Consider the following 24,799-nt stretch of genomic DNA (forward strand, 5'->3'; position numbering starts at 1 on the left):
GGAGGAGAACGCGATGTTCATTCAGTACATCCAGCCCGGCAAGCCGAACCAGAACGCCTTCATCGAGCGTTTCAACCGCACCTACCGCAACGAGGTCCTGGATCTCTACCTGTTCAACGATCTCGAGGAGGTCCGCGAGATCACCCACTGGTGGGTGATCGACTACAACGAGGAGCGGGCGCATGACGCCCTCGGCGACCTGCCGCCGGTCATCTACGCCCAGCTCCACTCAACCGCCGAGGACTCTAAAAATGAATGGTCCTCTTGACGGGGAAGCTTACGGCAGAGTTGGCACGAGCTGCTGGTGCGCCTGCGGGACCACCAGGGCCTGCATGAAGTGACCCCCTCGACGGCTGCACAGGTTATTGTGGGGCCAACAGGAGGGCATGATGAGCGAAGAAGCACCGGTGACCACCAAAACCGGCGGTTACAGGACACCAAAACGGCCGTCCCGGCCCAATGTCCTTCCAACAACGCGTTCGCGGGCCACGGGGCCGGATGCAGAGCTATTAATCAGCGTTTTCCTATCGGCATATAGAAATTTTTGTTCATAAAAAAGGGCGCCGTCCTGCGGCGCCCTCTTCTGTTGCTGCATGGCCATTTCCCTGGCTCGGCTTCGTTGGGTCTAGGCCTCGCCGGGTCAGTCCCAGCTCAGCGCGCCCCCGGTCTGGTATTCCGTTACCCGGGTCTCGAAGAAGTTCTTCTCCTTCTTCAGGTCGAGCACTTCGCTCATCCAGGGGAACGGGTTCTCGGCGCCGGGGTACAGTTCGGCCAGGCCGATCTGGGCGCAGCGGCGGTTGGCGATAAAGTGCAGGTATTCCTCGAACATGGGCGCGTTCATGCCGAGCACGCCGCGGGGCATGGTGTCGCGGGCGTACTGGGCTTCCAGTTCCACCGCCTCGGCAATCATGTTGCGCATCTCGTTCTTGAAGTCTTCGGTCCACAGGTGCGGGTTCTCGACCTTGATCTGGTTGATCACGTCGATGCCGAAGTTCATGTGCATGGATTCGTCGCGCAGGATGTACTGGAACTGCTCGGCGACGCCGGTCATCTTGTTGCGCCGGCCCATGGAGAGGATCTGCACGAAGCCCACGTAGAAGAAGATGCCCTCGAAGATCACGTAGAAGGCGATCAGTTCGCGCAGCAGCTTCTGGTCCGCGTCGGGCGTGCCGGTGCGGAAGTTCGGGTCGGCCAGGTGCTTGGTGAACGGCAGGGCCCACTCCGCCTTGGTGGCCACCGAGGGGACCTCGCGGTACATGTTGAAGATCTCGCCTTCATCCAGGCCCAGGCTTTCCACGCAGTACTGGTAGGCGTGGGTGTGCAGGGCCTCCTCGAAGGCCTGGCGCAGCAGGTACTGGCGGCACTCGGGGTTGGTGATGTGACGGTACACGGCCAGCACGAGGTTGTTGGCCACCAGCGAGTCGGCGGTGGAGAAGAAGCCGAGGTTGCGCTTGACGATGGTGCGCTCGTCCTCGGTGAGCCCGTTCGGGTCCTTCCACAGGGCGATGTCCGCGTTCATGTTGATTTCCTGCGGCATCCAGTGGTTGGCGCAGCCGTCCAGGTACTTCTGCCACGCCCACTGGTACTTGAACGGCACCAGCTGGTTGAGGTCGGCGTTGCAGTTGATGATCTGCTTGTCATCCACGCGGATGCGGTCGGCACCCATCTCGATGTCTTCGAGGCCGGTGCCGGTCAGGGCTTCTTCATCGTAGTCGGGCGCGGGGCCGCCGGCGTTCTCCGGGTCGGGCGAGACGCTGGGGGCGGCGCCGGCGGTGGTCATCAGGTCTTCGTTTTCCTGAAAGCCCATGCCCGGACGGACCTTGGGTTCCTGCTGGTTTTCGCCCTTGATCGCGGCGATCGGATCGTCCCAGGACAGCATGTGCGTTCTCCTTGTCGATTCGGTGTTACGTGTTCGGTATTCGGTTGAGGTCGGAGGCCTGCCTTACTGGCAGGCCTCGCAGTCGGGGTCGAGTACGGAGCAGGCGGCCGGGACCTCGGAGCCCGCGGCGCTGTCACCGGGGCCGCCGCTCACGGCGTTGAGCTTGTTGGCGCGCGAGGAGTCGGCGACGGTGCTCTTCTCCACGTGGGTCGCGCCCATGGAGCGCAGGTAGTAGGTGGTCTTGAGACCGCGCACCCAGGCCAGCTTGTACAGGGCGTCCAGCTTGGGCCCGGAGGGCTCGGCCATGTACAGGTTGAGGCTCTGCGCCTGGTCGATCCACTTCTGCCGGCGCGAGGCGGCCTCGACCAGCCAGCGGGTGTCCAGCTCGAAGGCGGTGGCGTACAGCGCCTTGAGGTCCTCGGGCACGCGGTCCAGCGGCTGCACCGAGCCGTCGTAGTACTTGAGGTCGTTGACCATCACCTCGTCCCACAGGCCGCGGTCCTTCAGGTCGTGGACCAGGTAGGGGTTGATGACGGTGAACTCGCCCGACAGGTTCGATTTGACGAACAGGTTCTGGTATGTCGGCTCGATCGACTGGCTGACCCCGCAGATGTTGGAGATGGTCGCGGTGGGCGCGATGGCCATGGTGTTGGAGTTGCGCATCCCCGTGGTCTTCACGCGCTCGCGCAGGCTCTCCCAGTCCATGCGCTGGGTGCGGTCCATCTGCAGGTAGTCACCGCGCGACTCGGCCAGCTTGTCGATCGAGTCGATCGGCAGGATGCCCTGGCTCCACAGACTGCCGGGGAAGCTCTCATAGCGGCCGCGTTCCTCGGCCAGGTCGGTGGAGGCCTTGATGGAGTACCAGGAGATGGCCTCCATGGACGTGTCGGCGAACTCCACGGCTTCTTCCGAGGCGTACGGGATGCGCTGCTTGTACAGGGCGTCCTGGAAGCCCATCACGCCCAGGCCCACCGGGCGATGGCGCAGGTTGGAGCGCCGCGCCTGGGGCACGGAGTAGTAGTTGTAGTCGATCACGTTGTCGAGCATGCGCATGGCCGTGTTCACGGTCTTCTCGAGCTTGGCGTGATCGAACTCGCCGTTCTCGTCCACGTGCGCGGCCAGGTTGACCGAGCCCAGGTTGCACACCGCGATCTCATCGTCCGAGGTGTTGAGGGTGATCTCGGTGCACAGGTTGGAGCTGTGGACCACGCCGGCGTGCTGCTGCGGGCTGCGCAGGTTGCACGGGTCCTTGAAGGTCATCCACGGATGGCCGGTCTCGAACAGCATGCCGAGCATCTTGCGCCACAGATCGACCGCGTTGAGGGTCTTGTACACCTTGATCTCGCCGCGCGCGGCCTTCTCTTCGTACTCGCAGTAGCGCTTCTCGAACTCCTCGCCCACCAGGTCGTGCAGGTCGGGGGTCTCGTTGGGCGAGAACAGGGTCCACTGGCCCTCTTCGGCCACGCGCTTCATGAACAGGTCCGGGATCCAGTTGGCGCTGTTCATGTCGTGGGTGCGGCGGCGGTCGTCGCCGGTGTTCTTGCGCAGCTCGATGAACTCCTCGACATCGATGTGCCAGGTCTCGAGGTAGGCGCACACCGCGCCCTTGCGTTTGCCGCCCTGGTTCACGGCCACGGCGGTGTCGTTGGCCACCTTGAGGAACGGGACCACGCCCTGCGACTTGCCGTTGGTGCCCTTGATGTGGGCGCCCATGCCGCGCACGCGGGTCCAGTCGTTGCCCAGACCGCCGGCAAACTTGGACAGCAGCGCGTTGTCGCGGATGGCGCTGTAGATGCCGTCGAGGTCGTCCGGGACGCTGGTCAGGTAGCAGCTGGAGAGCTGCGGGCGCAGGGTGCCGGAGTTGAACAGCGTCGGCGTGGAGCTCATGAAGTCGAACGAGCTCAACAGGTCGTAGAACTCGATCGCACGCGCCTCGCGGTCGATCTCGTTGATCGCCAGGCCCATGGCCACGCGCATGAAGAACGCCTGCGGCAGCTCGAAGCGGGTGCCTTCCGAGTGGATGAAGTAGCGGTCGTACAGGGTCTGCAGGCCCAGGTAGGTGAACTGCAGGTCGCGCTCGGGCTTGAGCGCGGCGCCCAGCTTGTCGAGGTCGTAGCGGGTCAGCTCGTCGTCCACCAGCTCCAGCTCGGCGGCACGGCGGATGTAGGCGCCGAAGTACTCGCCGTAACGCTCGGCCAGCTGGGCCTGGGTGGCCTCTTCCGGGCGACCGTGCACGAAGCTCAGGGCCTCGCGGCGCAGGTTGTCCATCAGCAGGCGCGCGGTGACCTGGGAGTAGTTGGGCTCCTGCTCGATCATCACGCGGGCGGCCATCACCAGCGCGGTGCCCACGTCCTTCTCGGCCACGCCGTCGAACAGGTTGCGGCGCGCTTCGGTCAGGATGCGCTCGCCGTCGACCAGCTCGATGCCGTCGCAGGCCTCGTCCACCACGGCCTTCAGGCGCACCTCGTCCAGCGGGGCGCGGGTGCCGTCTTCGCGGGTCACGTGGATGACCGCGGCCTCGGCGGCCTCGGCGGGGCCCTGCTCGGCGGCCTCGGCGGCGCGCTTCTGCGCCTGCTGCTCGCGGTAGAGCACGTAGGCGCGAGCCACCTTGTGATGGCCGCCGCGCATCAGCGCCAGCTCCACCTGGTCCTGGATGTCCTCGATGTGGACGGTGGTGCCCTGGGTGCCGGCGCGGCGGAACAGGTTGTCGCTCACCTGCGCGGAGAGCTCCTTGACGATGTCGTGGATCCGCCGGCTGGCCGCGGCGTTTCCGCCTTCCACCGCGAGGAAGGCCTTGGTGATGGCGACCTCGATCTTGGCCGGGTCGAAGCTGGTGACCTTGCCGTTACGGCGTATCACCTGGTGCTGGCCGGGGGTGGTGGCCATCACTTCCGCCGAGGGCTCGGACTGCGGCGGATGGATCGTGTCCTGTGCGGATTCGGCAGTCTGGGTGTCGCTGTACATGGGGGCAGGCCTCGCGCTCAACGGTCTTCTGGAAAAGTCTCGGGTCATCGCCCTGCGATGACGTGGACTACTATAGATCGGGGATGGAGATCATGCCAGACACTACATGTTGGGTGTGACGAAATAACAAGCGGGGAACAACCTGTGGACAAAACCGACGATTCGGCGTCCTGCCGCGACTTCCGGCGGCCGCTGGTTTATCCACCGGGGTGCCCATGTAGTGACGCCCCGGGCCCGCGCCGGGGACAAAAGGGTTCACGATTTTGCGCCGACGTCACGCATGCCGCCGCGGGTGTTGGACAAGCCTGCCACGCGCCCCAATAATCCCGCCCATACAACCGAGTTCAAGGAGAGCGTGAATGAGCGACGAGAAGCAGCCCGCAGGCATCATGGCCGCCACCGGTGCGGTGCAGGTTTCCACCGATGACGCCGCCAGCAAGTCCGGCGGCGAGGAGCGCCATTGCCCGCTGCTGATCCTGGGCTCCGGCCCGGCCGGCTGGACGGCCGCGGTGTACGCCGCCCGCGCGAACCTCAATCCCGTGGTGGTGACCGGCCTGGAACAGGGTGGCCAGCTGATGACCACCACCGACGTGGACAACTGGCCGGGCGACGACCAGGGCGTGCAGGGCCCCGAGCTGATGGAGCGCATGAAGCGCCACGCCGAGCGCTTCGACACCATGGTGATCAACGACCACGTGCATACCGTGGACCTTAACCAGCGCCCGTTCCGCCTGACCGGCGACCAGGCCACCTACACCGCGGATGCGCTGATCATCTCCACCGGCGCCTCGGCGCAGTACCTGGGGCTGGAGTCGGAGTCCACCTTCGCCGGCAAGGGCGTGTCCGCCTGCGCGACCTGCGACGGCTTCTTCTACCGCAACCAGAAGGTGGCGGTGATCGGCGGCGGCAACACCGCCGTGGAAGAAGCACTGTACCTGTCCAACATCGCCTCCGAGGTGACCCTGGTCCACCGGCGCGATGCCCTGCGCGCGGAGAAGATCCTGCAGGACAAGCTGTTCGAGAAGGAAAAGAACGGCAACGTGAACATCGAGTGGAACCACCACCTCGACGAGATCCTGGGCGACGAGACCGGCGTGACCGGCGCGCGCCTGAAACACGCCCACAGCGGCGACACCAAGGAGCTCGACGTGATGGGCGTGTTCATCGCGATCGGCCACAAGCCCAACACCGACATCTTCCAGGGCCAGCTGGACATGGAGAACGGCTACATCAAGGTCCACGGCGGGCAGGACGGCAACGCCACTGCCACCAGCGTGCCGGGCGTGTTCGCCGCGGGCGACGTGATGGACCACATCTACCGCCAGGCCGTGACCTCCGCTGGCACCGGCTGCATGGCCGCGCTGGACGCGGAGAAGTACCTCGACGAACAGGCGTGAGGCGCCGGTGAGTAACGAGGCGGCGTCCAGCGAAAACGATGCCCCGCCCGCCGGGGTGGACGAGCGCATCGAGCTGCGCGACGGGCTGGGCGAGCTCGACCCCGCCGCGTGGGATGCCCTCACCGGCGGGCGCGAGCCGTTCCTGCGCCATGCCTTCCTCGAGGGGCTGGAGCGCCACGAGTGCCTGGGGCGGGCCTATGGCTGGTTCCCCCAGCACGTGCTGATCTTCCACGACGACGCGCTGGTGGCCGCCGCCCCCGCCTACGCCAAGACCAACAACTACGGCGAGTTCGTCTTCGACTTCGCCTGGGAAGGCGCCTGGCAGCGCCAGGGCCTGCAGTATTACCCCAAGCTGGTGGTCGCGGTGCCCTACACCCCGGCCACCGGTCCCCGCCTGCTGGTGCACCCCGAGGCCCCCGACGCGGACCGCCTGCGCCGTCAGCTGCTGCGCGCGCTGGTGACCCGCGGGCGCGAACTGGAGGCCTCCGGGGTCCACGTGCTGTTCCCCGAATCCGCCGACCGCGAGGCGCTGGCGCCGCTGGGGCTGCCCGAACGCATGGGCTGCCAGTACCACTGGACCAACGCCGCGGACGGCGGCTACGCGGATTTCGATGCGTTTCTCGCTGCGCTGTCGTCGAAAAAGCGCAAGAACATCAAGCGCGAACGCCGGCGCGTGGCGGAAGCCGGGATCACCTTCCGCACCCTGACCGGGGCCACCGGCTCGCCGGAGGACTGGGCGCGCTTCCATCGCTTCTACGTCGACACCTTCGAGAAGCACATGGGCATCCCCACGCTCACGGAGGCGTTCTTCGTGGAGACGGCCGCCGCACTGGGCGATCAGGTGGTGCTGTTCGAGGCCCGCCGCCCGGAGAATGGCGATGGTGAGGATGGCGACGGCGAGACCATCGCCGCCGCGCTGTGCTACCGCAGCGACGACACCCTGTACGGGCGCTTCTGGGGCGCCACCGAGGAGCTGGACGCCCTGCACTTCGAGACCTGCTACTACCAGGGCATCGAGTTCTGCATCCGCGAGGGGCTCACGCGCTTCGAGCCCGGCGCCCAGGGCGAGCACAAGATCCCGCGCGGCTTCCTGCCCACGCCCACCTGGTCGGTCCACGCGGTCCTGACCCCGGGCTTCGACGGGCCGGTGCGCGATTTCTGCGCACGCGAGGCGGACATGATGCGCAGCCACTGCGAGCGCCTGCACGAGCATTCGCCCTATCGCCAGGGAGAATCCGGCAATGCCCGCGATTGATCCCCCAATTCATCCCGCTGGTCCGGCATGAGCCCGCGCAGCCCGATCACCCTCCCCTGGCTGGACCCGGATCATCCGGAGGCACCGTTCCCACCGCCCGAGACCGCGCTGGACGAGCCCAACGGCCTGCTCGCCGCCGGCGGCGATCTCTCCGTGCCGCGCCTGATCAACGCCTACCGCAGCGGGATCTTCCCCTGGTTCGAGGCCGGCCAGCCGATCCTGTGGTGGAGCCCCGACCCCCGGGCGGTGCTGGAACCACGCGCCTTCCGCATCCGCCGCTCGCTGCGCAAGACCCTGCGCAACGCCGGCTACGAGATCACGTTCGACCGCGCCTTCGAGCGCGTGATCGCCGCCTGCGCCGCGCCACGCGCCCGTTCCGCCGGGACCTGGATCACCCAGAGCATGCAGGAGGCCTACACCGCCCTGCACCGCTCGGGGCACGCGCATTCGGTGGAAGTGTGGGACGGGCCGCGGCTGATCGGCGGGCTGTACGGCGTGGCAGCGGGCCGGCTGTTCTGCGGCGAGTCGATGTTCAGCCACGAGCGTGACGCGTCCAAGGTCGCCCTGGCCTGGCTGGCGCGCCACATGGCCGCCTGGGAATGGCCGCTGATCGACACCCAGATGGCCACCGAGCACCTGCTGAGTCTGGGCACCGTGGAGCTGGCGCGCAGCGATTTCCTGCGCCTGATCGGCCCGCTGGTGAACGATCCCGCCGTGCCGCCCCCCGGACAGTGGCAGCACGACCCGGCCCTGCACCCGCTGGACCCGCACTGGTAACCGGGCACGGCCAACTGTCCTATACTGCCGGCGTTGCGTACATGACCGGGGGAGACCGGGGGTGAAGAAACGACTGGCACTGCGGGCCCTGACGCTACTGGCCCTGATCCTGACCACCAGCGGCTGCGCCATGCTGTCGCCGTCACCGCCCGAGGACCAGAGCAACATCTGCGAGATCTTCCGCGAAGAGCCCCGCTGGTACGACTACGCGCGCGACTCCGAACAGGAATGGGGCACGCCCATCGCCACCCAGATGGCGATCATCCAGCAGGAATCCTCGTTCCGTTCCCACGTGCGCCCGCCGCGCGAGCGCCTGCTGGGGATCATCCCCTGGCGCCGGCCCTCCTCGGCCTACGGCTACGCCCAGGCCCAGGACCCGGTATGGGGCGAATACCGCGAGGACGCTGGCAGCCGCTTCGCCCGGCGGACCCACATGAAACACGCGACCGACTTCATCGGCTGGTACAACGACCGCACGCGGCGCATGACCGGGGTGTCGCTGGACAACCCGGAGCACCTGTATCTGGCCTACCACGAGGGCCAGGGCGGCTATAACCGGGGCAGCTACCGCGGCAAGCCCGGCGTGCAGCAGGCCGCGCGCCAGGTTCGCGAGCGCGCCGGGCGCTATGCCACCCAGCTGGAGGGCTGCGAATCGGAATTCCGCTGCCGCCGCTTCTGGCAGGTGGGCCCGCTCTGCCGGCAGTAGGCCGCGCCCCGCACACGGCGGGGCCGGGAACCCGGCCCCGTGCATTGCAGTCTGTCGCCCCACACCCCGTCCGCAAGGAACCCGAAGATGAGCGCTGATCCGACCGCAGGCTTCCGCTTCAACCACACCATGCTGCGCGTGAAGGACCCGGACGCGTCGCTGGATTTCTACCGGCGCGTATTCGGCATGCAGCTGGTGAAGACCCTGGACTTCCCGGAATTCGAGTTCACGCTGTATTTCCTCGCGCGTCAGGACGACGACGAACCCGCCCCGCCGCAGGACGAGGGCGAACGCACCCGCTGGATGTTCAGCCAGCGCGGCATCCTCGAGCTGACCTACAACTACGGCACCGAGAAGGATCCCGACTTCCACTACCACGACGGCAACGCCGAACCCCAGGGCTTCGGCCACATCTGCTTCTCGGTACCCGACCTGGACGCCGCGGTGCGCTGGTTCGACCAGAACGACGTGGAGTTCGTGAAGCGCCCCGACGAGGGCGGGCTGAAGGACATCGCCTTCGTGAAGGACCTCGACGGCTACTGGATCGAGATCCTGGAGCCCGCGCGCCTGACCGGCCTGGGGCGCTGATTCCCCGCCACCCCGAAGCCCCCTGACAGCCCTCGCCGTCCCCCGGAATCCTGGGGGCGGCTTGCTTCGCCCGTGATACTGTACAAATATACAGTACATGGACGAACGCGCACCCGAAGGCGACACCGCCCCGGCCTTTGCCGAGCTGACGGCGCTGAGCAATTTCTCGTTCCTGCGCGGGGCCTCGCACCCGGAGGAACTGGTGGAGCGTGCGGCGGCGCTGGGCTATCGCGCGCTGGCGCTGACCGACATCGCCTCGCTGGCGGGCCTGGTGCGCGCGCACGAGGCGGCGCAGCGCACCGGCGTGCACCTGATCGCCGGCGCCCGCCTGCGGCTGGCCGACGGCCCCGAGCTGACCGTGCTGGTGCGCGAGCGCACGGGCTACGCCGCGCTGTGCCGGGTGATCAGCACCGCCCGCCGGGCCGCGGACAAGGGCGGGCATCACCTGACCCGGGCGGATCTGGAGGCGGTCCCGGAAGCCGAGCGCGCCGGCTGGCACGTGCTGCTGCATCTGTGGCCGGACTCCGACACGGCCGATCCCGACGACGCGGCGGCCTGGCTGCGGGCATGGGCCGCACCCGGTCAGGGGCATCTGGCGGTGGCGCTGCTGCGCACGCCCGGGGATCCGGCGCAGATCGCCCGGGCACGGCAGCTCGCGCAGGCACACGACCTGCCGGTGACGGCCTGCAGCGACGTGCACATGCATGCGCGCGGGCGGCGCGCACTGCAGGACGTGCTGACCGCGCTGCGCCACCGCTGTACCGTGGCGCAGGCGGCCGACCGCCTGTTCCCCAACGGCGAACGCTGCCTGCGCCCGCGGGCGGACCTGGCCACGCTGTATCCCGCTGCCTGGCTGCATCATGCGGTCGCCATCGCCGCCGACTGCCGCTTCTCCCTGGACGAACTCGAATACCACTACCCCACCGACCCGCTGCCGCCCGGGCGCACCGCCACCGAGTACCTGCGCGAGGAGAGCCTGCGCGGGGCCCGCAAGCGCTGGCCCGACGGCATCCCCGAGGCGGTGCAGGCACAGATCGAGCGCGAGCTGGGCATCATCGCCGAGCTGGGCTACGAGCCCTACTTCCTCACCGTGTACGACATCGTGCGCTTCGCGCGCCGCCGCGGGATCCTGTGCCAGGGACGGGGTTCGGCGGCCAACTCGGCGGTGTGCTATGCGCTGGGCATCACCGCGGTGGACCCGTCTCGCTCGAGCATGCTGTTCGAGCGCTTCATCTCCGCCGAGCGCGGCGAGCCGCCGGATATCGACGTCGACTTCGAGCACGAGCGCCGCGAGGAGGTGATCCAGTACATCTACCGGCGCTACGGCCGCGACCGCGCGGCGCTGGCCTGCACCGTGATCCGCTACCGCCGCCGCAGCGCCCTGCGCGACGTGGGCCGGGCACTGGGGCTCTCGCGCGCACGGCTGGATGCCCTGACCGCCAATCTGGCCTGGTGGGACGAGGGCATCCCGGCCGAGCGCCTGCGCGAGGTCGGCCTGGAACCCGACGGCGCCCTGGCCCGTCAGTGGCAGGCCCTGACCGCCGAGCTGGTCGGCTTCCCGCGCCATCTGTCGCAGCACACCGGGGGCTTCGTGATCGCCGCCGGGCGGCTCGACGAGCTGGTGCCGATCGAGAACGCGGCGATGCCCGAACGCAGCGTGATCCAGTGGGACAAGGACGACCTCGATGCCGCCGGCCTGCTGAAGATCGACGTGCTGTCGCTGGGGATGCTCTCCTGCGTGCGCCGCGCGCTGGAGCTGATGCACCGGCACCGCGGCCGCGACTGGGGCCTGGCCGACATCCCGGCCGAGGACCCGGCGGTCTACGCGATGCTGCAGAAGGCCGACAGCCTGGGGGTGTTCCAGATCGAGTCACGCGCGCAGATGAGCATGCTGCCGCGGCTGAAGCCGAAGAACTTCTACGACCTGGTGATCGAGATCGCCATCGTGCGTCCCGGCCCCATCCAGGGCGAGATGGTGCATCCCTATCTCAAGCGCCGGGCACACCCCGAGCGGGTGCGCTTCCCCAACGCGGAGATCGAGCGGGTGCTGGGGCGCACCCTGGGCGTGCCGATCTTCCAGGAACAGGTGATCGAGCTGGCGATGGTGGCGGCCGGGTTCTCCGCCGGCGAGGCCGACGGGCTGCGCCGTTCCATCGGTGCCTGGCGCCGCCGCGGGGATCTCGGGCGCTGGCGCGAGCGGCTGCTGGAGGGGATGCGCGAGCGCGGCTATTCCGCCGAATTCGCCGAGCGGCTGTATCGCCAGATCCTCGGCTTCGGCGAGTACGGCTTCCCCGAATCGCACTCCGCCAGCTTCGCGCTGATCACCTGGGTTTCGGCCTGGCTGAAGTGCTTCGAGCCGGCGATCTTCGCCTGTGCCCTGCTCAACAGCCAGCCGATGGGCTTCTACGGCCCGGCACAGATCGTGGCCGATGCCCGCCGTCACGGCGTGGAGGTGCGCCCGGTGGACGTGAACCAAAGCCAGCCGGAATGCAGCCTCGAGGCCGCCGGCGAGTCACCGGATACGCCGGATGCCCCGCTGGCCCTGCGTCTGGGCTTCAACCGCGTCCAGGGCCTGCGTCGGGAGGTCGCCGAACGCATCCACGCGGCCCGCGCCGAGGGCCCGTTCAGCGACGTGCCCGAGCTGGTCGCACGCGCCCGGCTGAGCCGGGCCGAGGCCGGCCGGCTGGCGCGCGCCGGGGCCCTGGAGGCGCTGGCCGGCAACCGCCACCAGGCCCGCTGGGCCGCCGATGCAGTGGAGGCGCCGCTGCCCTTGTTCGACGGACTGCCGCCGGCGCCTCCCGCAGAGGCGGCCGATCCGGCGGGCTCGGCGCCCACGGCGGGCGACGCCGCCGAGGACCCCGCCACGCCCCTGCTGCCGGTACCCGACGCGGCCGACGACCTGATCCAGGACTACGCCACCACCGGGCTCACGCTGGGACCGCACCCGCTGGCCCTGCTGCGCCCGCAGCTCGAACGCCGGCGCCTGCCGGACTCCGCGACGCTTTCCGCGCGCCGACGCCCCGGCCCGGCGCGCTACGCGGGTCTGGTGATCACCCGCCAGCGCCCGGGCTCGGCCAACGGCACGGTGTTCCTGACCTTGGAGGACGAACACGGCACGCTGAACGTGATCGTCTGGCCCGACCGCGTGGAACGCTTCCGCGCCGAGGTCCTGCGCGGCCAGCTGCTGGAGATCGACGGCGAATGGCAGTGGGCCGACGGCGTCGGCCACCTGGTCGCCCGCCGCCTCACCGACCGCAGCACCTGGCTCGGCGACCTCGTCACCCGCTCCCGCGACTTCGGCTAGCGCGGGGGGTTTTCCAGGGCGACGAACACCGCGTCGACGAACTCTTCGAGGTCCGGCAGGTGGTGCTCCAGGATTTCCCGGACCCGGACGGGGTCCACGTTCTGGTAACCATGGACCAGAATATTGCGGAACCCCGCCATCGCCGCCAGAGTTTCGGCCAGTTTGGCGGAGACCATCCCTTCGCCCTGTAACCGCAGAAACAGATCGCGGTTGCTTTCGGGCTCCCCGAGCCTGCGCGCCGAAACCCAGTGGGACGCCACATCCAGGGCCGCCTGGATCGCCAGCTGCAGGGTATGCTCCACGAACCGCCGTTCGCGCACGTCGGTGTCCAGGCGCGTCGGGTCCGCCAGCTCCTCCAGCTCGCGTACACACGTGCGGATGAACGCCAGCTTCTTCTCGACCAGCGCCCGATCCATCAGGCCCGTGCTCCGCGGCGGTATTCCTGCAGATAGGGGAGGACGTCGAAATAGGCGTTGCGCGCCGCCACCTCGAACACGGCGCGGCGATCCGGGTCGCGGTCCAGCAGCAGATGGCCGTCGCGCAGGATCCGGTGCACGAGATCCGGCGGAGCGGAATGCAGGTCGACAAGATCGACCCGGCGGCCCGCCGTGTCCGACAGATCCATTTCCAGGCGCGCCAGTGGATCGAGCAGCGAGCGGGACATCGGCTCCGGCGTGAGGACCGCGAGGTCGATGTCGCTCTCGGGACCGGCCTCCCCCCGCGCATGGCTGCCAAACAGATAGGCCGCCATCACCGCGTCCTGCTCCGCAAGCCGGGCGCGCAGGAGTGTCGCCAGCGGACTGTCGCTCATCTCGGGAATCATGCCTCGAGTATCCGGCTCCACGCAGGAGCGTGCAACGCCGAACAGGCTCAGGCGCGTTCGATGATGACGAAGGCCTGGGCGTAGTCGCGTTCGTCGGAGATGCTGAGGTGGACGGGGCCGGCGCCGACGCGTTCGGCGGTGGCGCGGGCGCGGCCTTCCAGCACGAATTCCGGGCGACCGCGGGCATCGTGGGTGACGCCGGCGTCAACCAGCGCCATGCCGGCGCCGACGCCGCAGCCCAGCGCCTTGGACAGGGCCTCCTTGGCAGCGAAGCGACGCGCGAGGAAGCCCGCCGGATCCTGTGGGGGGAGATCGGCGCGTTCCACCGGATGCAGGATACGTTCGGCAAAACGTTCGCCGTGGCGCGTCCACAGCGCCTGCATGCGCGCCACCTGCACCAGGTCGGTGCCGATCCCGAGGATCACGCCGAGGCCCTCGCCCGGGTCACACCGGGTACTGGCCGACCGGCGCGCCCTCGCGCGCGGCGTCCATCAGGCCGCGCATGTGGCTGACCGCCTCCGGCAGCCCGGTGAACAGCGCGCGGGCGACGATCGAGTGGCCGATGTTGAGTTCGTTGAACACCGGGTTGGCGGCGATCGCGCGCACGTTGTCGTAGTCCAGGCCGTGGCCGGCGTTGATCACCAGCCCCATCTGCCGCCCGGCCTCGGCGGCCTCGTTGACCTGCGTCAGCAGCCGCTGGCGTTCGCCGGCGTCGGTGGCGTTGGCATAGGCCCCGGTGTGCAGTTCCACCACCGGCGCGCCGATGGCGACCGCGGCCTCCAGCTGACGCACGTCGGGCTCGACGAACAGCGACACCGCGATGCCCGCCTCGCGCAGCGGGCCGACGAAGGCGGTCAGTCGTTCGCGCTGGCCGACGGCATCCAGTCCGCCCTCGGTGGTCAGCTCCTCGCGGCGCTCGGGGACCAGGCAGCAGTATTCCGGCCGCAGGTCCAGGGCGATCGCCTGCATCCCGTCGGTGGCGGCCATCTCCAGGTTCATGGGCACGGTCAGGCGCGGCTTGATGCCGAACACGTCGTCGTCCTGGATGTGGCGGCGATCCTCGCGCAGATGCAGGGTGATGGAGTCGGCCCCGCTGGCCTCGGCCAGACGCACCGCCTGCATCAGGTCCGGGTACGGCGTGTGCCGCGCCTGGCGGATGGTGGCGATGTGGTCGAGGTTGACCCCCAGCTTGAGCGCGGGAGCGGATGCGGCGTCGGTCATGGTATCGGTTTCCTGTTCAGAGCAGACCGCGGGTTTGCAGCGGCCGGCCGTCGAGATGGGCGTCGATCAGCGCGCGCATGAAGTCGCGGCTGGCCCGGGCGAGATTATCCGGGACGTCCCGGCCGCTGGCCAGTGCCTGCAGTGCGGCGCCGGGCACGGCGCCGGCGGTGCGGGCAGGCACGTCGTGCAGGCCATGTTCCGGTTCGTAGCGATACCAGGCTTCCGGCTCGAGATCATCCGGGTCGATGAACGCCAGACCGGAATCCAGCCCCCCCAGCAGCTGCCACTCGGCCCGACGCAGGATGCGGTCCGCGGGCCGCTCGCCGGCAAGCTCGGTGTAGGCCCGGGTCAGGGTCTGCAGGGTGCCCTCCAGCGGGGCGTCGCGCGGGAACAGCCGCAGCACCAGTTCGTTCAGATACAGGCCGCAGACCAGCCGGCGCCCGGTCAGCGGGTACACCCGGCGTTCCTCGGACACATTCAGGCTGGGCAGTTCGCCGCGCCCGCGCCAGGCCAGATCCAGCAGTACGAAGGGGCGCACGCTGCCGGCGCGCCCGCGCGCCACCGCGGCAACGCGGCCCGCCCGTTCGGTGACCAGCTCCACCACCCGGCTGTTCTCGCGCAGCGGGCGCGCATGCAGGACCACGCCCGGGGTGACCTCGCTGGCGGCGCTGCTCATGTACGGATTCCGGTGGCTACCGCGGTTCCTCGATCCCGAGCTCGCGCAGCGCCCGCGGGCTGCGCGACCAGTCCGCCTCGACCCGCACGGTGAGGTTGAGCATCACCTTGCGCTCCAGCAGCGATTCGAGCTGATGGCGCGAGGCCTGACCGATCTGCTTGAGCCGGCGCCCGCCCTTGCCGATGACGATGCCCTTCTGGCTGTCGCGCTCGACCAGGATCACCGCGTCGATATGCGCGGTGCGCGGGGTGTCTTCCCAGTTCTCGACGCGCACGGCGACCGAATAGGGCACCTCCTCGCCCAGCTGCTCCAGCATCGCCTCGCGGATCATCTCCTCGGCGCGAAAACGCTCCGGGCGGTCGGACAGCTGGTCCGGGTCGTACAGGAACGGCCCCGCGGGCAGGTGGTTGCGGATCTCCTCGATCAGCCCCGCCAGGTTGGTCCCGCGCCGCGCGCCGATGGGCACCACCCCGGCATAGGGAAACGCGGCCATGCGCTCTTCGATGAACGGCAGCAGCTCTTCCTTGTTCTTCTGCCGGTCGACCTTGTTGATCACCAGCAGCGCCGGCCGCCCGGACTGACGTACCGCCTCCTCGATGCGTTGATCGCCCTCGCCGAAGCGGCCCGCTTCGGTCAGGAAACAGACCAGATCGGCATCCGACAGGGCCTGGCTGGCGGTGCGGTTGAGCACCTGGTTCACCAGTTTGGTGCGTTCCTGATCGATACCGGGAGTGTCCATCAGCACGATCTGGTCGTCACCCTCGGTGACGATGCCGAGGATGCGGTTGCGCGTGGTGTGCGGCCGGCGGGTGGTGGCCGCCAGCTTCTCGCCCACCAGGCGGTTCATCAGGGTGGTCTTGCCGACGTTCGGACGGCCGATCAGGGCGACCAGCCCGCAACGCGTGCCGTCGCCTGCCTCGTTCTCGGATGCGTTCATTGTTCCTGGGTCTGCTGGAGCCGGTGGAGGGCCGCCTCGGCCGCGGCCTGCTCGGCCCGCCGGCGGCTGGAGCCGCGCCCGCGCTGCCCCCAGCCCTGGGTGGGCAGGTGCACGGCCACGGTGAAATGGCGCTGGTGATCGGGGCCGGAGACCTCCAGTACCTCGTAGACCGGGAGCTCCGCGTTGCGGCCCTGCAGCTTTTCCTGCAGGCGGGTCTTGGGGTCCTTGAGGCTCTCGGCGGTCGGGAGGTTGTCCAGACGCTCGGCGTACAGGGCCAGGGTGAAGTCGCGCGCGGCGTCGAAGCCCGCCTCGCGATAGGTGGCCCCGATCAGGGCCTCCACCGCATCGGCGAGGATGGAGTCGCGTCGCTGGCCACCGCTCTTGCGCTCCCCCTGCCCGAGGTTGAGCGTGCCTTCCAGCCCCGTCTCGCGCGCCAGCGCGGCCAGCGATTCGCGATTGACCAGCGCGGCCCGCAGCCGCGTGAGGTCGCCCTCGGGGGAATCGGGCAGGCGCTCGTACAGGGCGTCGGCGATCACCAGGCCGAGCACCGCGTCACCAAGAAACTCCAGACGCTCGTTGTTGCGCCCGCCGGCACTGCGGTGGGTGAGCGCCTGGCGAATGCCCTCGCCCTCGCGCACCGCCTCGGGCAGCAGCTGTCGAAAATCGCGATCCCCCATCGGTTCCGCCGGCTTCGCTTCAGTCCTGCAGGGTCGCCGAGTACGAGAACTGGGCGACGATGTCGATGTTGCCGAGGAAACCGCGCCGCACCTCGTAGTCGATATTCATCTCGGGGCCATCGTCACCATCGCGCACGGAGAAGTGTTCCTCACCGATTTCGTCGGGCACGGTGTTCAGCCGGAAGCGCCGGCTGACATCGCCCCAGAGTTCGTCCTCGCTCTTGTCGGCCGACCCCGGCTGCTCTGCCACGTCCTGGAGGATCGAGCGGACCGTCAGATACTGGGTGTACTGCGTGCCCATCTGGATCAGGAAGGTGAGCACGAGCAGGGCCAGGAAGATCATCGCCATGATCGTGGTGGCCCCGGCACCCCGCATTTTCGTCTTGGATTGCATCGTTATCCCCGTCCCTGTCATGTATCAGCGTATGGTCTGCCCGATCCGGGAAAAGTCCATATGGTTGCCATTGTAATCCCAATGGAGCCAGATGAAGAGTGCGCGCCCGACCAGCAGATCCTCGGACACGAACCCCCAGGAACGGCTGTCGTTGGAGTTGTCGCGATTGTCCCCGACCATGAAGTAGTGCCCTTCCGGCACCACCACCCGGCCATCCGCGGCCGGGCGATCCTCGCGCATCAGGGTCTTGTAGGTGCGATCGTTCATGCTCTCCTCGAACAGCGTGGCGCCGGACATAACGGCACCGGAGCCCTCGCCCTCGAAGGTCCCGACCTCCTCGGCCGGCTGCGGCTCCCCGTTCACGTACAGGACGCGGTCGCGGAACTCGATCTCGTCACCGGGCACGCCCACCACCCGCTTGATGTAGTCCTCGACCGGGTTGCGCGGATACTTGAACACCGCCACCTCGCCGCGCTCCGGGGCGCCGGTGTCGAGGATCTTGGTACGGGTCACCGGCAGGCGCACCGCATAGGAGAACTTGTTCACCATGATGAAATCGCCCACCAACAGGGTCGGCATCATGGAACCCGAGGGGATACGGAACGGCTCGGCGACGAACGAACGCAACACCAGCACGATCAGCAGGATCGGGAAGAACGAGCGCGAGTAGTCGACATACCAGGGCATCTTCGCCTGACGCTCGGGGCTCAGGCGCCGGCGCAGCACCGCCCAGACCAACCAGATCAGGCCGGTCACCGCGGTCGCCACGACCAGGATCAGTTCCAGATTTGCCATGCCTTTTCCCTGTCCCGCCGGCGGCGCGCGTGTCCGCCCCGGGTGATGGTTGTCACTTCTCGTCCACGGAGAGTACCGCGAGGAAGGCTTCCTGCGGAACGTCCACCTTCCCGATGGACTTCATCCGCTTCTTGCCTTCCTTCTGTTTCTCCAGCAGCTTGCGCTTGCGGCTCACGTCCCCGCCGTAGCACTTGGCGAGCACGTTCTTGCGCATCGCCTTGACCGTGGAACGCGCGATGATCTTTGAGCCGATCGCCGCCTGGATGGCCACCTCGTACATCTGCCGCGGGATGATCTTCGCCATGCGCTCGATGATCTCGCGCCCGCGGGACTCGGCGTGGTCGCGGTGCACGATGGCCGACAACGCATCCACGCGGTCGCCATTGATCAGGATGTCGACCCGCACCAGCGGGGCCGCCTGGAACCGCAGCGGGTGATAATCGAACGAGGCGTAGCCCCGGGTCGCCGACTTCAGCCGGTCGAAGAAATCCAGCATCACCTCGGACATCGGCAGCTCGTAGGACAGCTGCACCTGGCGCCCGTGATAGGCCATGCGGGTCTGCACCCCGCGCTTCTCCACGCACAGGGTGATGACCGCGCCGACGTATTCCTGCGGCACCAGGATATTGGCCTCGATCACCGGCTCGCGGATCTCCGCGATCTCGTTGTTCGGCGGCAGCTCCGAGGGGTTGTGCACGGACACCACGCTGCCGTCGTTCTTTTCCACCTCGTAGACCACGGTGGGCGCGGTGTTGATCAGGTCGAGGCCGTACTCGCGTTCCAGACGCTCCTGCACAATCTCCATGTGCAGCATGCCGAGGAAGCCGCAGCGGAACCCGAAGCCCAGGGCCTGCGAGGTCTCGGGCTCGAACGACAGCGCGGCATCGTTCAGGCGCAGCTTGTCCAGCGCGTCGCGCAGGTCGTTGAAGTCGTCCGCCGATACCGGGAACAGGCCGGCGAACACCCGCGGCTGGATCTCCTGGAAACCGGGGATCGGCTCGTCCGCCGGGTTGTTGAAGTCGGTGACGGTATCCCCGACCTTGGCCCCGGAGATGTCCTTGATGGTCGCGATCATGTAACCCACGTCGCCGACTTCCAGGCTGTCACGGTCCAGCGGCTTGGGCGTGAACACCCCCACGCGGTTGACCTCGTGGGCGCGCTCCACCGCCATCGCCTTGATCTTCTGCCCGGCGTACATGCGCCCGGCCTTGACCCGCACCAGCGCGACTACCCCAAGGTAGTTGTCGTACCAGGAGTCGATGATCAGCGCCTTCAGCGGAGCCTCGGAGTCGCCCTGCGGCGGCGGGATGCGCCGCACCAGCTCCTCCAGCAGTTCGCTGATGCCCTCGCCCGTCTTGGCCGACACCCGCAGGGCGTCGGTGGCCTCGATCCCGATCACGTCCTCGATCTCGTCGGCCACGCGGTCGGGTTCGGCCGCCGGCAGGTCGATCTTGTTCAGGACCGGCACAACCTCCAGGCCCTGGTCGATCGCGGTGTAGCAGTTGGCCACACTCTGCGCCTCCACGCCCTGCGAGGCGTCGACCACCAGCAGCGCGCCCTCGCAGGCATACAGCGAGCGCGAGACCTCGTAGGAGAAGTCCACGTGGCCGGGGGTGTCGATGAAGTTGAGCTGGTAGCGCTGCCCGTCGTTGGCGTCGTAGAACAACGAGACGCTCTGCGCCTTGATGGTGATCCCGCGCTCGCGCTCGAGATCCATGGAGTCCAGCACCTGCTCCGACATCTCGCGTTCGGTCAGCCCGCGGCAGCCCTGGATCAGGCGGTCCGCCAGAGTCGACTTGCCGTGGTCGATGTGGGCGATGATGGAAAAATTGCGGGTCAGACGGGTATCACTCATGCGGGCCCCAGCAGGTCCAGCAGTGCCTCTCGGTCAAGAAAGTGGCAGCAGAGAATGTCGCCGTCGACCGCGAGCACCGGCACCTTGGTGTTGAAGCGTTCCCGCAGGTCCGGATCCTCATCGATGTCGACGACGTCGAGCGCGAAAGTATAACGGCTTTGCAAAGCAAAAAGCTCTGCAAGCATTTGCTCGCAGAGCCCGCAACCTTCCCTATGGTACATCGTGAGCTGCGTCATGCGCGATGGCCCGCCCCCGGACCCCGAAGATCGGAGCCCGGGCCGGTTCCCGTCCGCTCAGTCCTGCGGGATGCGCAGGGCGATGAAGGTGGGGTTGCCGCCGCGCTGGATCAGCACCGGCACGGTGCTGCCCGGCTGCGCCGCGTCGATCAGCGACGCGACGTCCTCGATGGAATCCACCGACTCGCGCGCGAACTGCACGATCACGTCGCCCGGCCGCACGCCGGCGCTGCGCGCGGGGTTGTCCTCGACCTCCAGGACCACCACGCCGTTGCTCACGCCCAGCTCCTCGCGGGTTTCCTCGTCCAGCGGCTCCAGCCGCATGCCCAGCAGGCTCTGCGGCTCGGGGCGGGCCTCCTCGCGCTCCGGCTGCGGCTGGGCACGTTCTTCGGCCACGTCATCCGGGAGCTTCTCGATGGTCACCTCGAGGGTCTTGTCCTCGGAACCGCGGCGGATATCCACCTCGACCTCGCTGCCCACCGGGGTCCGGCCGACGATCGGCGGCAGGGCGCTGGAATCCGGGATCTCGATCCCGTTGAAACGCAGGATCACGTCACCGGCCTCGAATCCGGCGGCCTCGGCCGGGCTGCCGGACTGCACGCGGGCCACCAGGGCGCCGGAGGGCTTGTCCATGTCGAACGACTCGGCCAGGTCGCGGGTGACCTCCTGGATCAGCACGCCCAGCCAGCCGCGGGTAACCTCGCCGTGATCGCGCAGCTGGGTCACCACGTCGCCCACGACCTCGATGGGCACCGCGAACGACACGCCCATGAATCCGCCGGTACGGCTGTAGATCTGCGCGTTGATTCCGACAACCTCGCCATCCAGGTTCAGCAGCGGGCCGCCGGAATTGCCCGGGTTGATGGCCACGTCGGTCTGGATGAACGGCACGTAGTTTTCCGTGGGCAGGCTGCGGCCCTTGGCGCTGACGATGCCGGCAGTCACGGAATGATCGAAACCGAACGGCGAGCCGATCGCCAGCACCCATTCGCCGACCTGGAGATCCTCGGAGGCGCCCAGCGACAGCGTCGGCAGGTCCTCGGCGTCGATCTTCAGCAGGGCCACGTCGCTCTGCGGATCGGTACCGACGATCTCGGCGTTGAACACCCGCCGGTCGGACAGGTGGACCACGATCTCGGAGGCGCCTTCCACCACGTGGTTGGCGGTCACGATGTAGCCGTCATCGCTGTAGATGAAGCCCGAGCCCAGCGAATCCCGCTCACGCTGCTGCGGACCGCCTTCCCGCGAACCCGGGGGCTCGCCGAAGAAGCGCTCGAACAGATCCTCGAACGGCGTACCCTCGAACTGGCGCATGCCGCCGTGCTCCGGCACCTCGTCGGTGCGCGTGGCGGAGATGTTCACCACCGCGGGGCTGTGTTCCTCCGCCAGCGGCACGAAATCGGGCAGATGCCGCGCTGAAGCGGGCAGGGAAAAGGCAAGAAAGACCAGGGCGACCAGCGCCCACTGCATCGGTTTCAGCATCATGGAACCCCTCTCAAGGGAATCTTCAACGGACATGCATCTGGACGTCGCGGGCGGGCGCAAGTTCCATGCGCACCGCCTGCAGCGGGGGCGGTCAGCCGGCGTCGGCCACCGGGGGGCGGACCACGCCGCGGGCCGGATGGCGCGCCAGCACGATCGGGCGGAACGCGGCATCCTGCCGCCGCATCCAGTGGCGAACGCCGAGCAGCGACAGCGCCAGGCCGGCGATCCCGACCAGCAGCAGGACGCCCTCGCCGGCCGCGGGAAACAGCACCATGGCCAGCGCCGGCACGCCGATCAGCCCGGCCAGCGGCAGCAGGTACATCATCAGGGCGCCCGAGACCAGGGCCCCGTCCCGGATACCGAGGGTCACCGTATCGCCGGCCTGCAGGTCACCGCCGTGCCCGACCTGCAGCTCGATCGGCTTGCGTCCCAGGACGTCCGACAGCACGCCGCTGCCACAGCCGCTGCGCGCGGAACAGCTGCCGCAGGTGGAGCGGCGCTGGACACGCACGCGGGCGGTATAACCATCGACCGCCACCACTTCACCCTGTTCCTCGATCCATTCGCTCATGGCTTCTTCCCGTCCCGTGCCGACCCGGGGTCAGCGGACCTCCGGCGGCGTCACTGAAGTGGCGAGGTGGCGGACGGTGTCCGCGGGCACGTCGCCCACCGCGGTGATCTGGTAGTCGCCTTCCACCCGTGCGACCGCATGCGTGGCTCCGGCGCGCGTCGCGCCTTCCAGGCGGCGATCCTCGGAGACCGGTTCGACATAGACCGAGACCGAGGCAAGACCGTCGCTGACCACGAAATAGCGCCCGGGCCGTTCCGGATCGTCGCTGCTGCGTTCGCGTGCCACCACCAGGCTGAACCCCGAAGGCATCTGACTGAACCCCCAGTCCCCGCCTTCGGGATCCGGGTCGAGATGGCCCGGCTCGGCGCGCACTTCGATCCATTCGGCATCCTCGCTGACCGGCTCGAGGTCGGATTCGGCAATCGACCCGGTCACGTCGAGCTCGGTGAAGACCAGCCGTTCAAGGAGCTTGCCCGCGCCGGAATAGAGCTCGCTGAGCAGGGGCAGACCGGTATCTTCGTGCAGACAGTAGCGATGGCTGTAGCGCAGGAGGTCGGACGCGCGGGCCAGCAGCATCCGGCATTCCATTCCGGCCACGCGATTGCGGCCCTGATCCTTGAGGGCGTAGCTGTCGTGATCGGCCAGCAGATGCACCGGCGAGCTGGCCGGCCAGTTCGGCGCGCCGCCGCCGTCGCCCGAACCGGCGGTGCCGGCACGCGCGCTGAGGCGGTCCACCGAGCGCACCACCTCGCGTTCCTTGCCGCTCAGGGTGCGCAGACGCTCGCGATAGCCGCCGTCCTCGGTGGCATGCACCACGCTCACCGTGTCCAGGCGATCCTCGCGCTGCAGGACGAAGGTTCCGCGGTAGCTCTCGGCATGGACACTGGCCGACATGCGCTCCAGCCAGTCACCGGGCGTGAGTTCGTCGGCCGATGATGGCAGTGGGAGCAGGGCGACCGAGGCCGCCAGCACCCAGGGCAGACCGCCTCGCATCATGGATTACTCGTCACCCACGGTATAGCGGACCCGTCCAAAGGCGGAGGAGCCCGGCCCGGTCAGATCGGCATGATTCTCGACATAACGGACGAAGCGCGGGTCCAGCTCGTCGGGAGCGTCGCCGCTGTCGGCGATGCCGGCGGCACTGCCGGAGGCCTCTTCGGCGGCGTCGTCCGAACGTGCGGTCTGCGTCTCGGCAGCCGGCACCTCGCCCTCGGCCATGCCCGGGCCGGCCTCGCCTCCCGGCTGGCCGCCGCCCATCATCTGCATGCCCACCAGGGTCACCACGGCCACGGCAGCCGCGACCCCGGTCCCGGCAACCGGGCGGAACCAGCGCGAGCGGGCCACCGCCGCGGCCGGTTCTTCGCGTGCCACCTGCAGCGGCTCTTCCTCGGCCAACTGTTCGCGTACCCCTTCCAGCAGGTCCGGCGGCGCGGTCATGCGCATCCCGCCGCGCAGCGAGTCACCGATCAGGTGATAGCGTTCCCATTGCTTGCGATCTTCCTCCGACTGCAGCAGCTCGTCCACCAGGCGACGGGTTTCGAAGGCTTCGGTCTCGTCGTCCACCAGGGCCGAGAGACGTTCCGTCTTGCTGACTTGTTCGCTCATACGATCATGCTCATTCAGTCGTTCAACAGTGGTCGCAAGGTCTCGTCGATGGCCTCGCGCGCCCGGAAGATGCGGGACCGGACCGTACCGATCGGGCATCCCATGGTCTGCGCGATCTCCTCGTAGCTCAGGCCCTCGATCTCGCGCAGGGTGATCGCGGTCCGCAGATCGTCCGGCAGCTCCTCGATGGTGCGCTGGACGGCTCCTTCTATCTCCTGCGACAACGCCTCCCCCTCCGGGGTTGCATTGTCCTTGAGAGCGGAATCGCCCCCCATTTGTTCGGCGTCCTGGGCATCGACCTCGGACTCGGGCCGGCGCCGCCCCTGGGAGACGAGATGATTCTTGGCGGTATTGATCGCGATCCGATAGAGCCACGTGTAGAACGCGCTTTCGCCACGAAAGTTCGCGAGACCGCGATAGGCCTTGATGAACGCTTCCTGGGCAATGTCCAGGGCCGTGGCATGGTCGTGCACATAGCGGCCGACAAGATTCACGATCTTGTGCTGGTACTTCAGGACCAGGATGTCGAAGGCCTCTTTCTCGCCATTCTGGACACGCCGGACCAGGGCCTCATCGGAAGCCTTCTCGCTCATCCGGGGACTCCCGCTCGGCGACTCGTCTCCAGTATTCTAGGGTTCATGGACCGCCTGATAT

Annotated in this window: 26 protein-coding genes; 7 read left to right on the top strand and 19 right to left on the bottom strand. The window is 68.2% G+C overall.

All coding sequences use genetic code 11. The annotated features are described in order from the left end of the window. Positions 1-268 (top strand): integrase core domain-containing protein (locus D571_RS0110795; protein WP_018936703.1); only part of this gene is annotated, 268 nt, incomplete at its 5' end. A 159-nt stretch (positions 269-427) separates the two neighbouring features. On the opposite strand, the gene D571_RS14320 is transcribed toward D571_RS0110795, so the two are convergent. From D571_RS14320 to D571_RS0110805, 3 genes are all read right to left on the bottom strand, one after another. After that, positions 428-595 carry a hypothetical protein gene (locus D571_RS14320; RefSeq protein ID WP_156815783.1) on the bottom strand — a complete coding sequence of 56 codons (168 nt, stop codon included), beginning with the start codon at positions 593-595 and terminating at the stop codon, positions 428-430. 45 nt (positions 596-640) lie between these two features. Further along, positions 641-1,879, bottom strand: a complete 1,239-nt coding sequence (locus tag D571_RS0110800) for a ribonucleotide-diphosphate reductase subunit beta (protein WP_018936704.1) — start codon at positions 1,877-1,879, stop codon at positions 641-643. 63 nt (positions 1,880-1,942) lie between these two features. Beyond that, positions 1,943-4,843 carry a ribonucleoside-diphosphate reductase subunit alpha gene (locus D571_RS0110805; protein WP_026287795.1) on the bottom strand — a complete coding sequence of 967 codons (2,901 nt, stop codon included), beginning with the start codon at positions 4,841-4,843 and terminating at the stop codon, positions 1,943-1,945. Positions 4,844-5,202: 359 nt separating this feature from the next. On the opposite strand from D571_RS0110805, the gene trxB reads away from it, so the two are divergent. From trxB to D571_RS0110835, 6 genes are all read left to right on the top strand, one after another. Next, positions 5,203-6,240: a thioredoxin-disulfide reductase gene (gene trxB, locus D571_RS0110810; protein WP_018936705.1), complete on the top strand. Its 1,038-nt coding sequence runs from the start codon at positions 5,203-5,205 to the stop codon at positions 6,238-6,240. 7 nt (positions 6,241-6,247) lie between these two features. After that, on the top strand, positions 6,248-7,495 hold the full coding sequence (locus D571_RS0110815) for a GNAT family N-acetyltransferase (protein WP_018936706.1): 1,248 nt from the start codon (positions 6,248-6,250) through the stop codon (positions 7,493-7,495). Between the two features lie 27 nt (positions 7,496-7,522). Then, positions 7,523-8,272 carry a leucyl/phenylalanyl-tRNA--protein transferase gene (gene aat, locus D571_RS0110820; protein ID WP_018936707.1) on the top strand — a complete coding sequence of 250 codons (750 nt, stop codon included), beginning with the start codon at positions 7,523-7,525 and terminating at the stop codon, positions 8,270-8,272. A 79-nt stretch (positions 8,273-8,351) separates the two neighbouring features. Beyond that, positions 8,352-8,978 (top strand): lysozyme-like domain containing protein, encoded by a 627-nt coding sequence (locus D571_RS0110825; RefSeq protein WP_051076181.1) that lies wholly within the window; start codon positions 8,352-8,354, stop codon positions 8,976-8,978. Positions 8,979-9,065: 87 nt separating this feature from the next. Further along, entirely contained in the window at positions 9,066-9,566 is a 501-nt protein-coding gene (gene gloA, locus D571_RS0110830) for a lactoylglutathione lyase (protein WP_018936709.1), read from the top strand. A 97-nt stretch (positions 9,567-9,663) separates the two neighbouring features. After that, entirely contained in the window at positions 9,664-12,870 is a 3,207-nt protein-coding gene (locus D571_RS0110835; RefSeq protein WP_018936710.1) for an error-prone DNA polymerase, read from the top strand. Here the strand turns inward: D571_RS0110835 and D571_RS0110840 are convergent. The 16 genes from D571_RS0110840 to rpoE all read right to left on the bottom strand — a co-directional run bounded on the left by D571_RS0110840 (position 12,867) and on the right by rpoE (position 24,738). Beyond that, on the bottom strand, positions 12,867-13,286 hold the full coding sequence (locus D571_RS0110840) for a DUF86 domain-containing protein (RefSeq protein WP_018936711.1): 420 nt from the start codon (positions 13,284-13,286) through the stop codon (positions 12,867-12,869). The two genes, D571_RS0110835 and D571_RS0110840, sit on opposite strands and share 4 nt — an antisense overlap. Then, a complete protein-coding gene (locus D571_RS0110845) occupies positions 13,286-13,693 on the bottom strand; it encodes a nucleotidyltransferase domain-containing protein (protein ID WP_018936712.1) in 408 nt (135 codons plus the stop codon). The genes D571_RS0110840 and D571_RS0110845 overlap by 1 nt, the downstream gene beginning before the upstream one ends. 47 nt (positions 13,694-13,740) lie before the next feature. Continuing rightward, the gene (acpS, locus tag D571_RS0110850) at positions 13,741-14,118 is read right to left on the bottom strand and encodes a holo-ACP synthase (protein WP_018936713.1); all 378 of its coding nucleotides are present in this window, start codon (positions 14,116-14,118) and stop codon (positions 13,741-13,743) included. Positions 14,119-14,137: 19 nt separating this feature from the next. Further along, complete coding sequence (locus D571_RS0110855; protein ID WP_018936714.1) at positions 14,138-14,914, bottom strand: pyridoxine 5'-phosphate synthase; 777 nt, start codon at positions 14,912-14,914, stop codon at positions 14,138-14,140. A 16-nt stretch (positions 14,915-14,930) separates the two neighbouring features. Beyond that, complete coding sequence (locus D571_RS0110860) at positions 14,931-15,590, bottom strand: DNA repair protein RecO (protein ID WP_018936715.1); 660 nt, start codon at positions 15,588-15,590, stop codon at positions 14,931-14,933. A gap of 16 nt (positions 15,591-15,606) precedes the next feature. Further along, positions 15,607-16,527, bottom strand: coding sequence for a GTPase Era (era, locus tag D571_RS0110865; RefSeq protein WP_018936716.1), 921 nt, complete (start codon positions 16,525-16,527; stop codon positions 15,607-15,609). Then, on the bottom strand, positions 16,524-17,204 hold the full coding sequence (gene rnc / locus D571_RS0110870; protein ID WP_018936717.1) for a ribonuclease III: 681 nt from the start codon (positions 17,202-17,204) through the stop codon (positions 16,524-16,526). Before rnc ends, era begins: the two co-directional genes overlap by 4 nt. Before the next feature lie 19 nt (positions 17,205-17,223). Continuing rightward, on the bottom strand, positions 17,224-17,580 hold the full coding sequence (locus D571_RS0110875) for a DUF4845 domain-containing protein (protein ID WP_018936718.1): 357 nt from the start codon (positions 17,578-17,580) through the stop codon (positions 17,224-17,226). Between the two features lie 42 nt (positions 17,581-17,622). Continuing rightward, positions 17,623-18,393 carry a signal peptidase I gene (lepB, locus tag D571_RS0110880; protein ID WP_018936719.1) on the bottom strand — a complete coding sequence of 257 codons (771 nt, stop codon included), beginning with the start codon at positions 18,391-18,393 and terminating at the stop codon, positions 17,623-17,625. Between the two features lie 52 nt (positions 18,394-18,445). After that, on the bottom strand, positions 18,446-20,248 hold the full coding sequence (lepA, locus tag D571_RS0110885; RefSeq protein WP_018936720.1) for a translation elongation factor 4: 1,803 nt from the start codon (positions 20,246-20,248) through the stop codon (positions 18,446-18,448). Next, the gene (locus D571_RS0110890) at positions 20,245-20,484 is read right to left on the bottom strand and encodes a glutaredoxin family protein (RefSeq protein ID WP_026287797.1); all 240 of its coding nucleotides are present in this window, start codon (positions 20,482-20,484) and stop codon (positions 20,245-20,247) included. Before D571_RS0110890 ends, lepA begins: the two co-directional genes overlap by 4 nt. 57 nt (positions 20,485-20,541) lie before the next feature. Continuing rightward, positions 20,542-21,969: a DegQ family serine endoprotease gene (locus D571_RS0110895; protein WP_018936722.1), complete on the bottom strand. Its 1,428-nt coding sequence runs from the start codon at positions 21,967-21,969 to the stop codon at positions 20,542-20,544. A 91-nt stretch (positions 21,970-22,060) separates the two neighbouring features. Then, positions 22,061-22,540: a SoxR reducing system RseC family protein gene (locus D571_RS0110900; protein ID WP_018936723.1), complete on the bottom strand. Its 480-nt coding sequence runs from the start codon at positions 22,538-22,540 to the stop codon at positions 22,061-22,063. 30 nt (positions 22,541-22,570) lie between these two features. Continuing rightward, entirely contained in the window at positions 22,571-23,536 is a 966-nt protein-coding gene (locus tag D571_RS0110905) for a MucB/RseB C-terminal domain-containing protein (RefSeq protein WP_018936724.1), read from the bottom strand. A gap of 3 nt (positions 23,537-23,539) precedes the next feature. After that, on the bottom strand, positions 23,540-24,145 hold the full coding sequence (locus tag D571_RS0110910) for a sigma-E factor negative regulatory protein (protein WP_018936725.1): 606 nt from the start codon (positions 24,143-24,145) through the stop codon (positions 23,540-23,542). Between the two features lie 14 nt (positions 24,146-24,159). Next, a complete protein-coding gene (gene rpoE, locus D571_RS0110915; RefSeq protein ID WP_018936726.1) occupies positions 24,160-24,738 on the bottom strand; it encodes an RNA polymerase sigma factor RpoE in 579 nt (192 codons plus the stop codon). Positions 24,739-24,799: the final 61 nt, after the last annotated feature.

Origin of the sequence: Thioalkalivibrio sp. ALJ24 (assembly GCF_000377785.1) — a bacterium.
Taxonomy (GTDB): domain Bacteria; phylum Pseudomonadota; class Gammaproteobacteria; order Ectothiorhodospirales; family Ectothiorhodospiraceae; genus Thioalkalivibrio.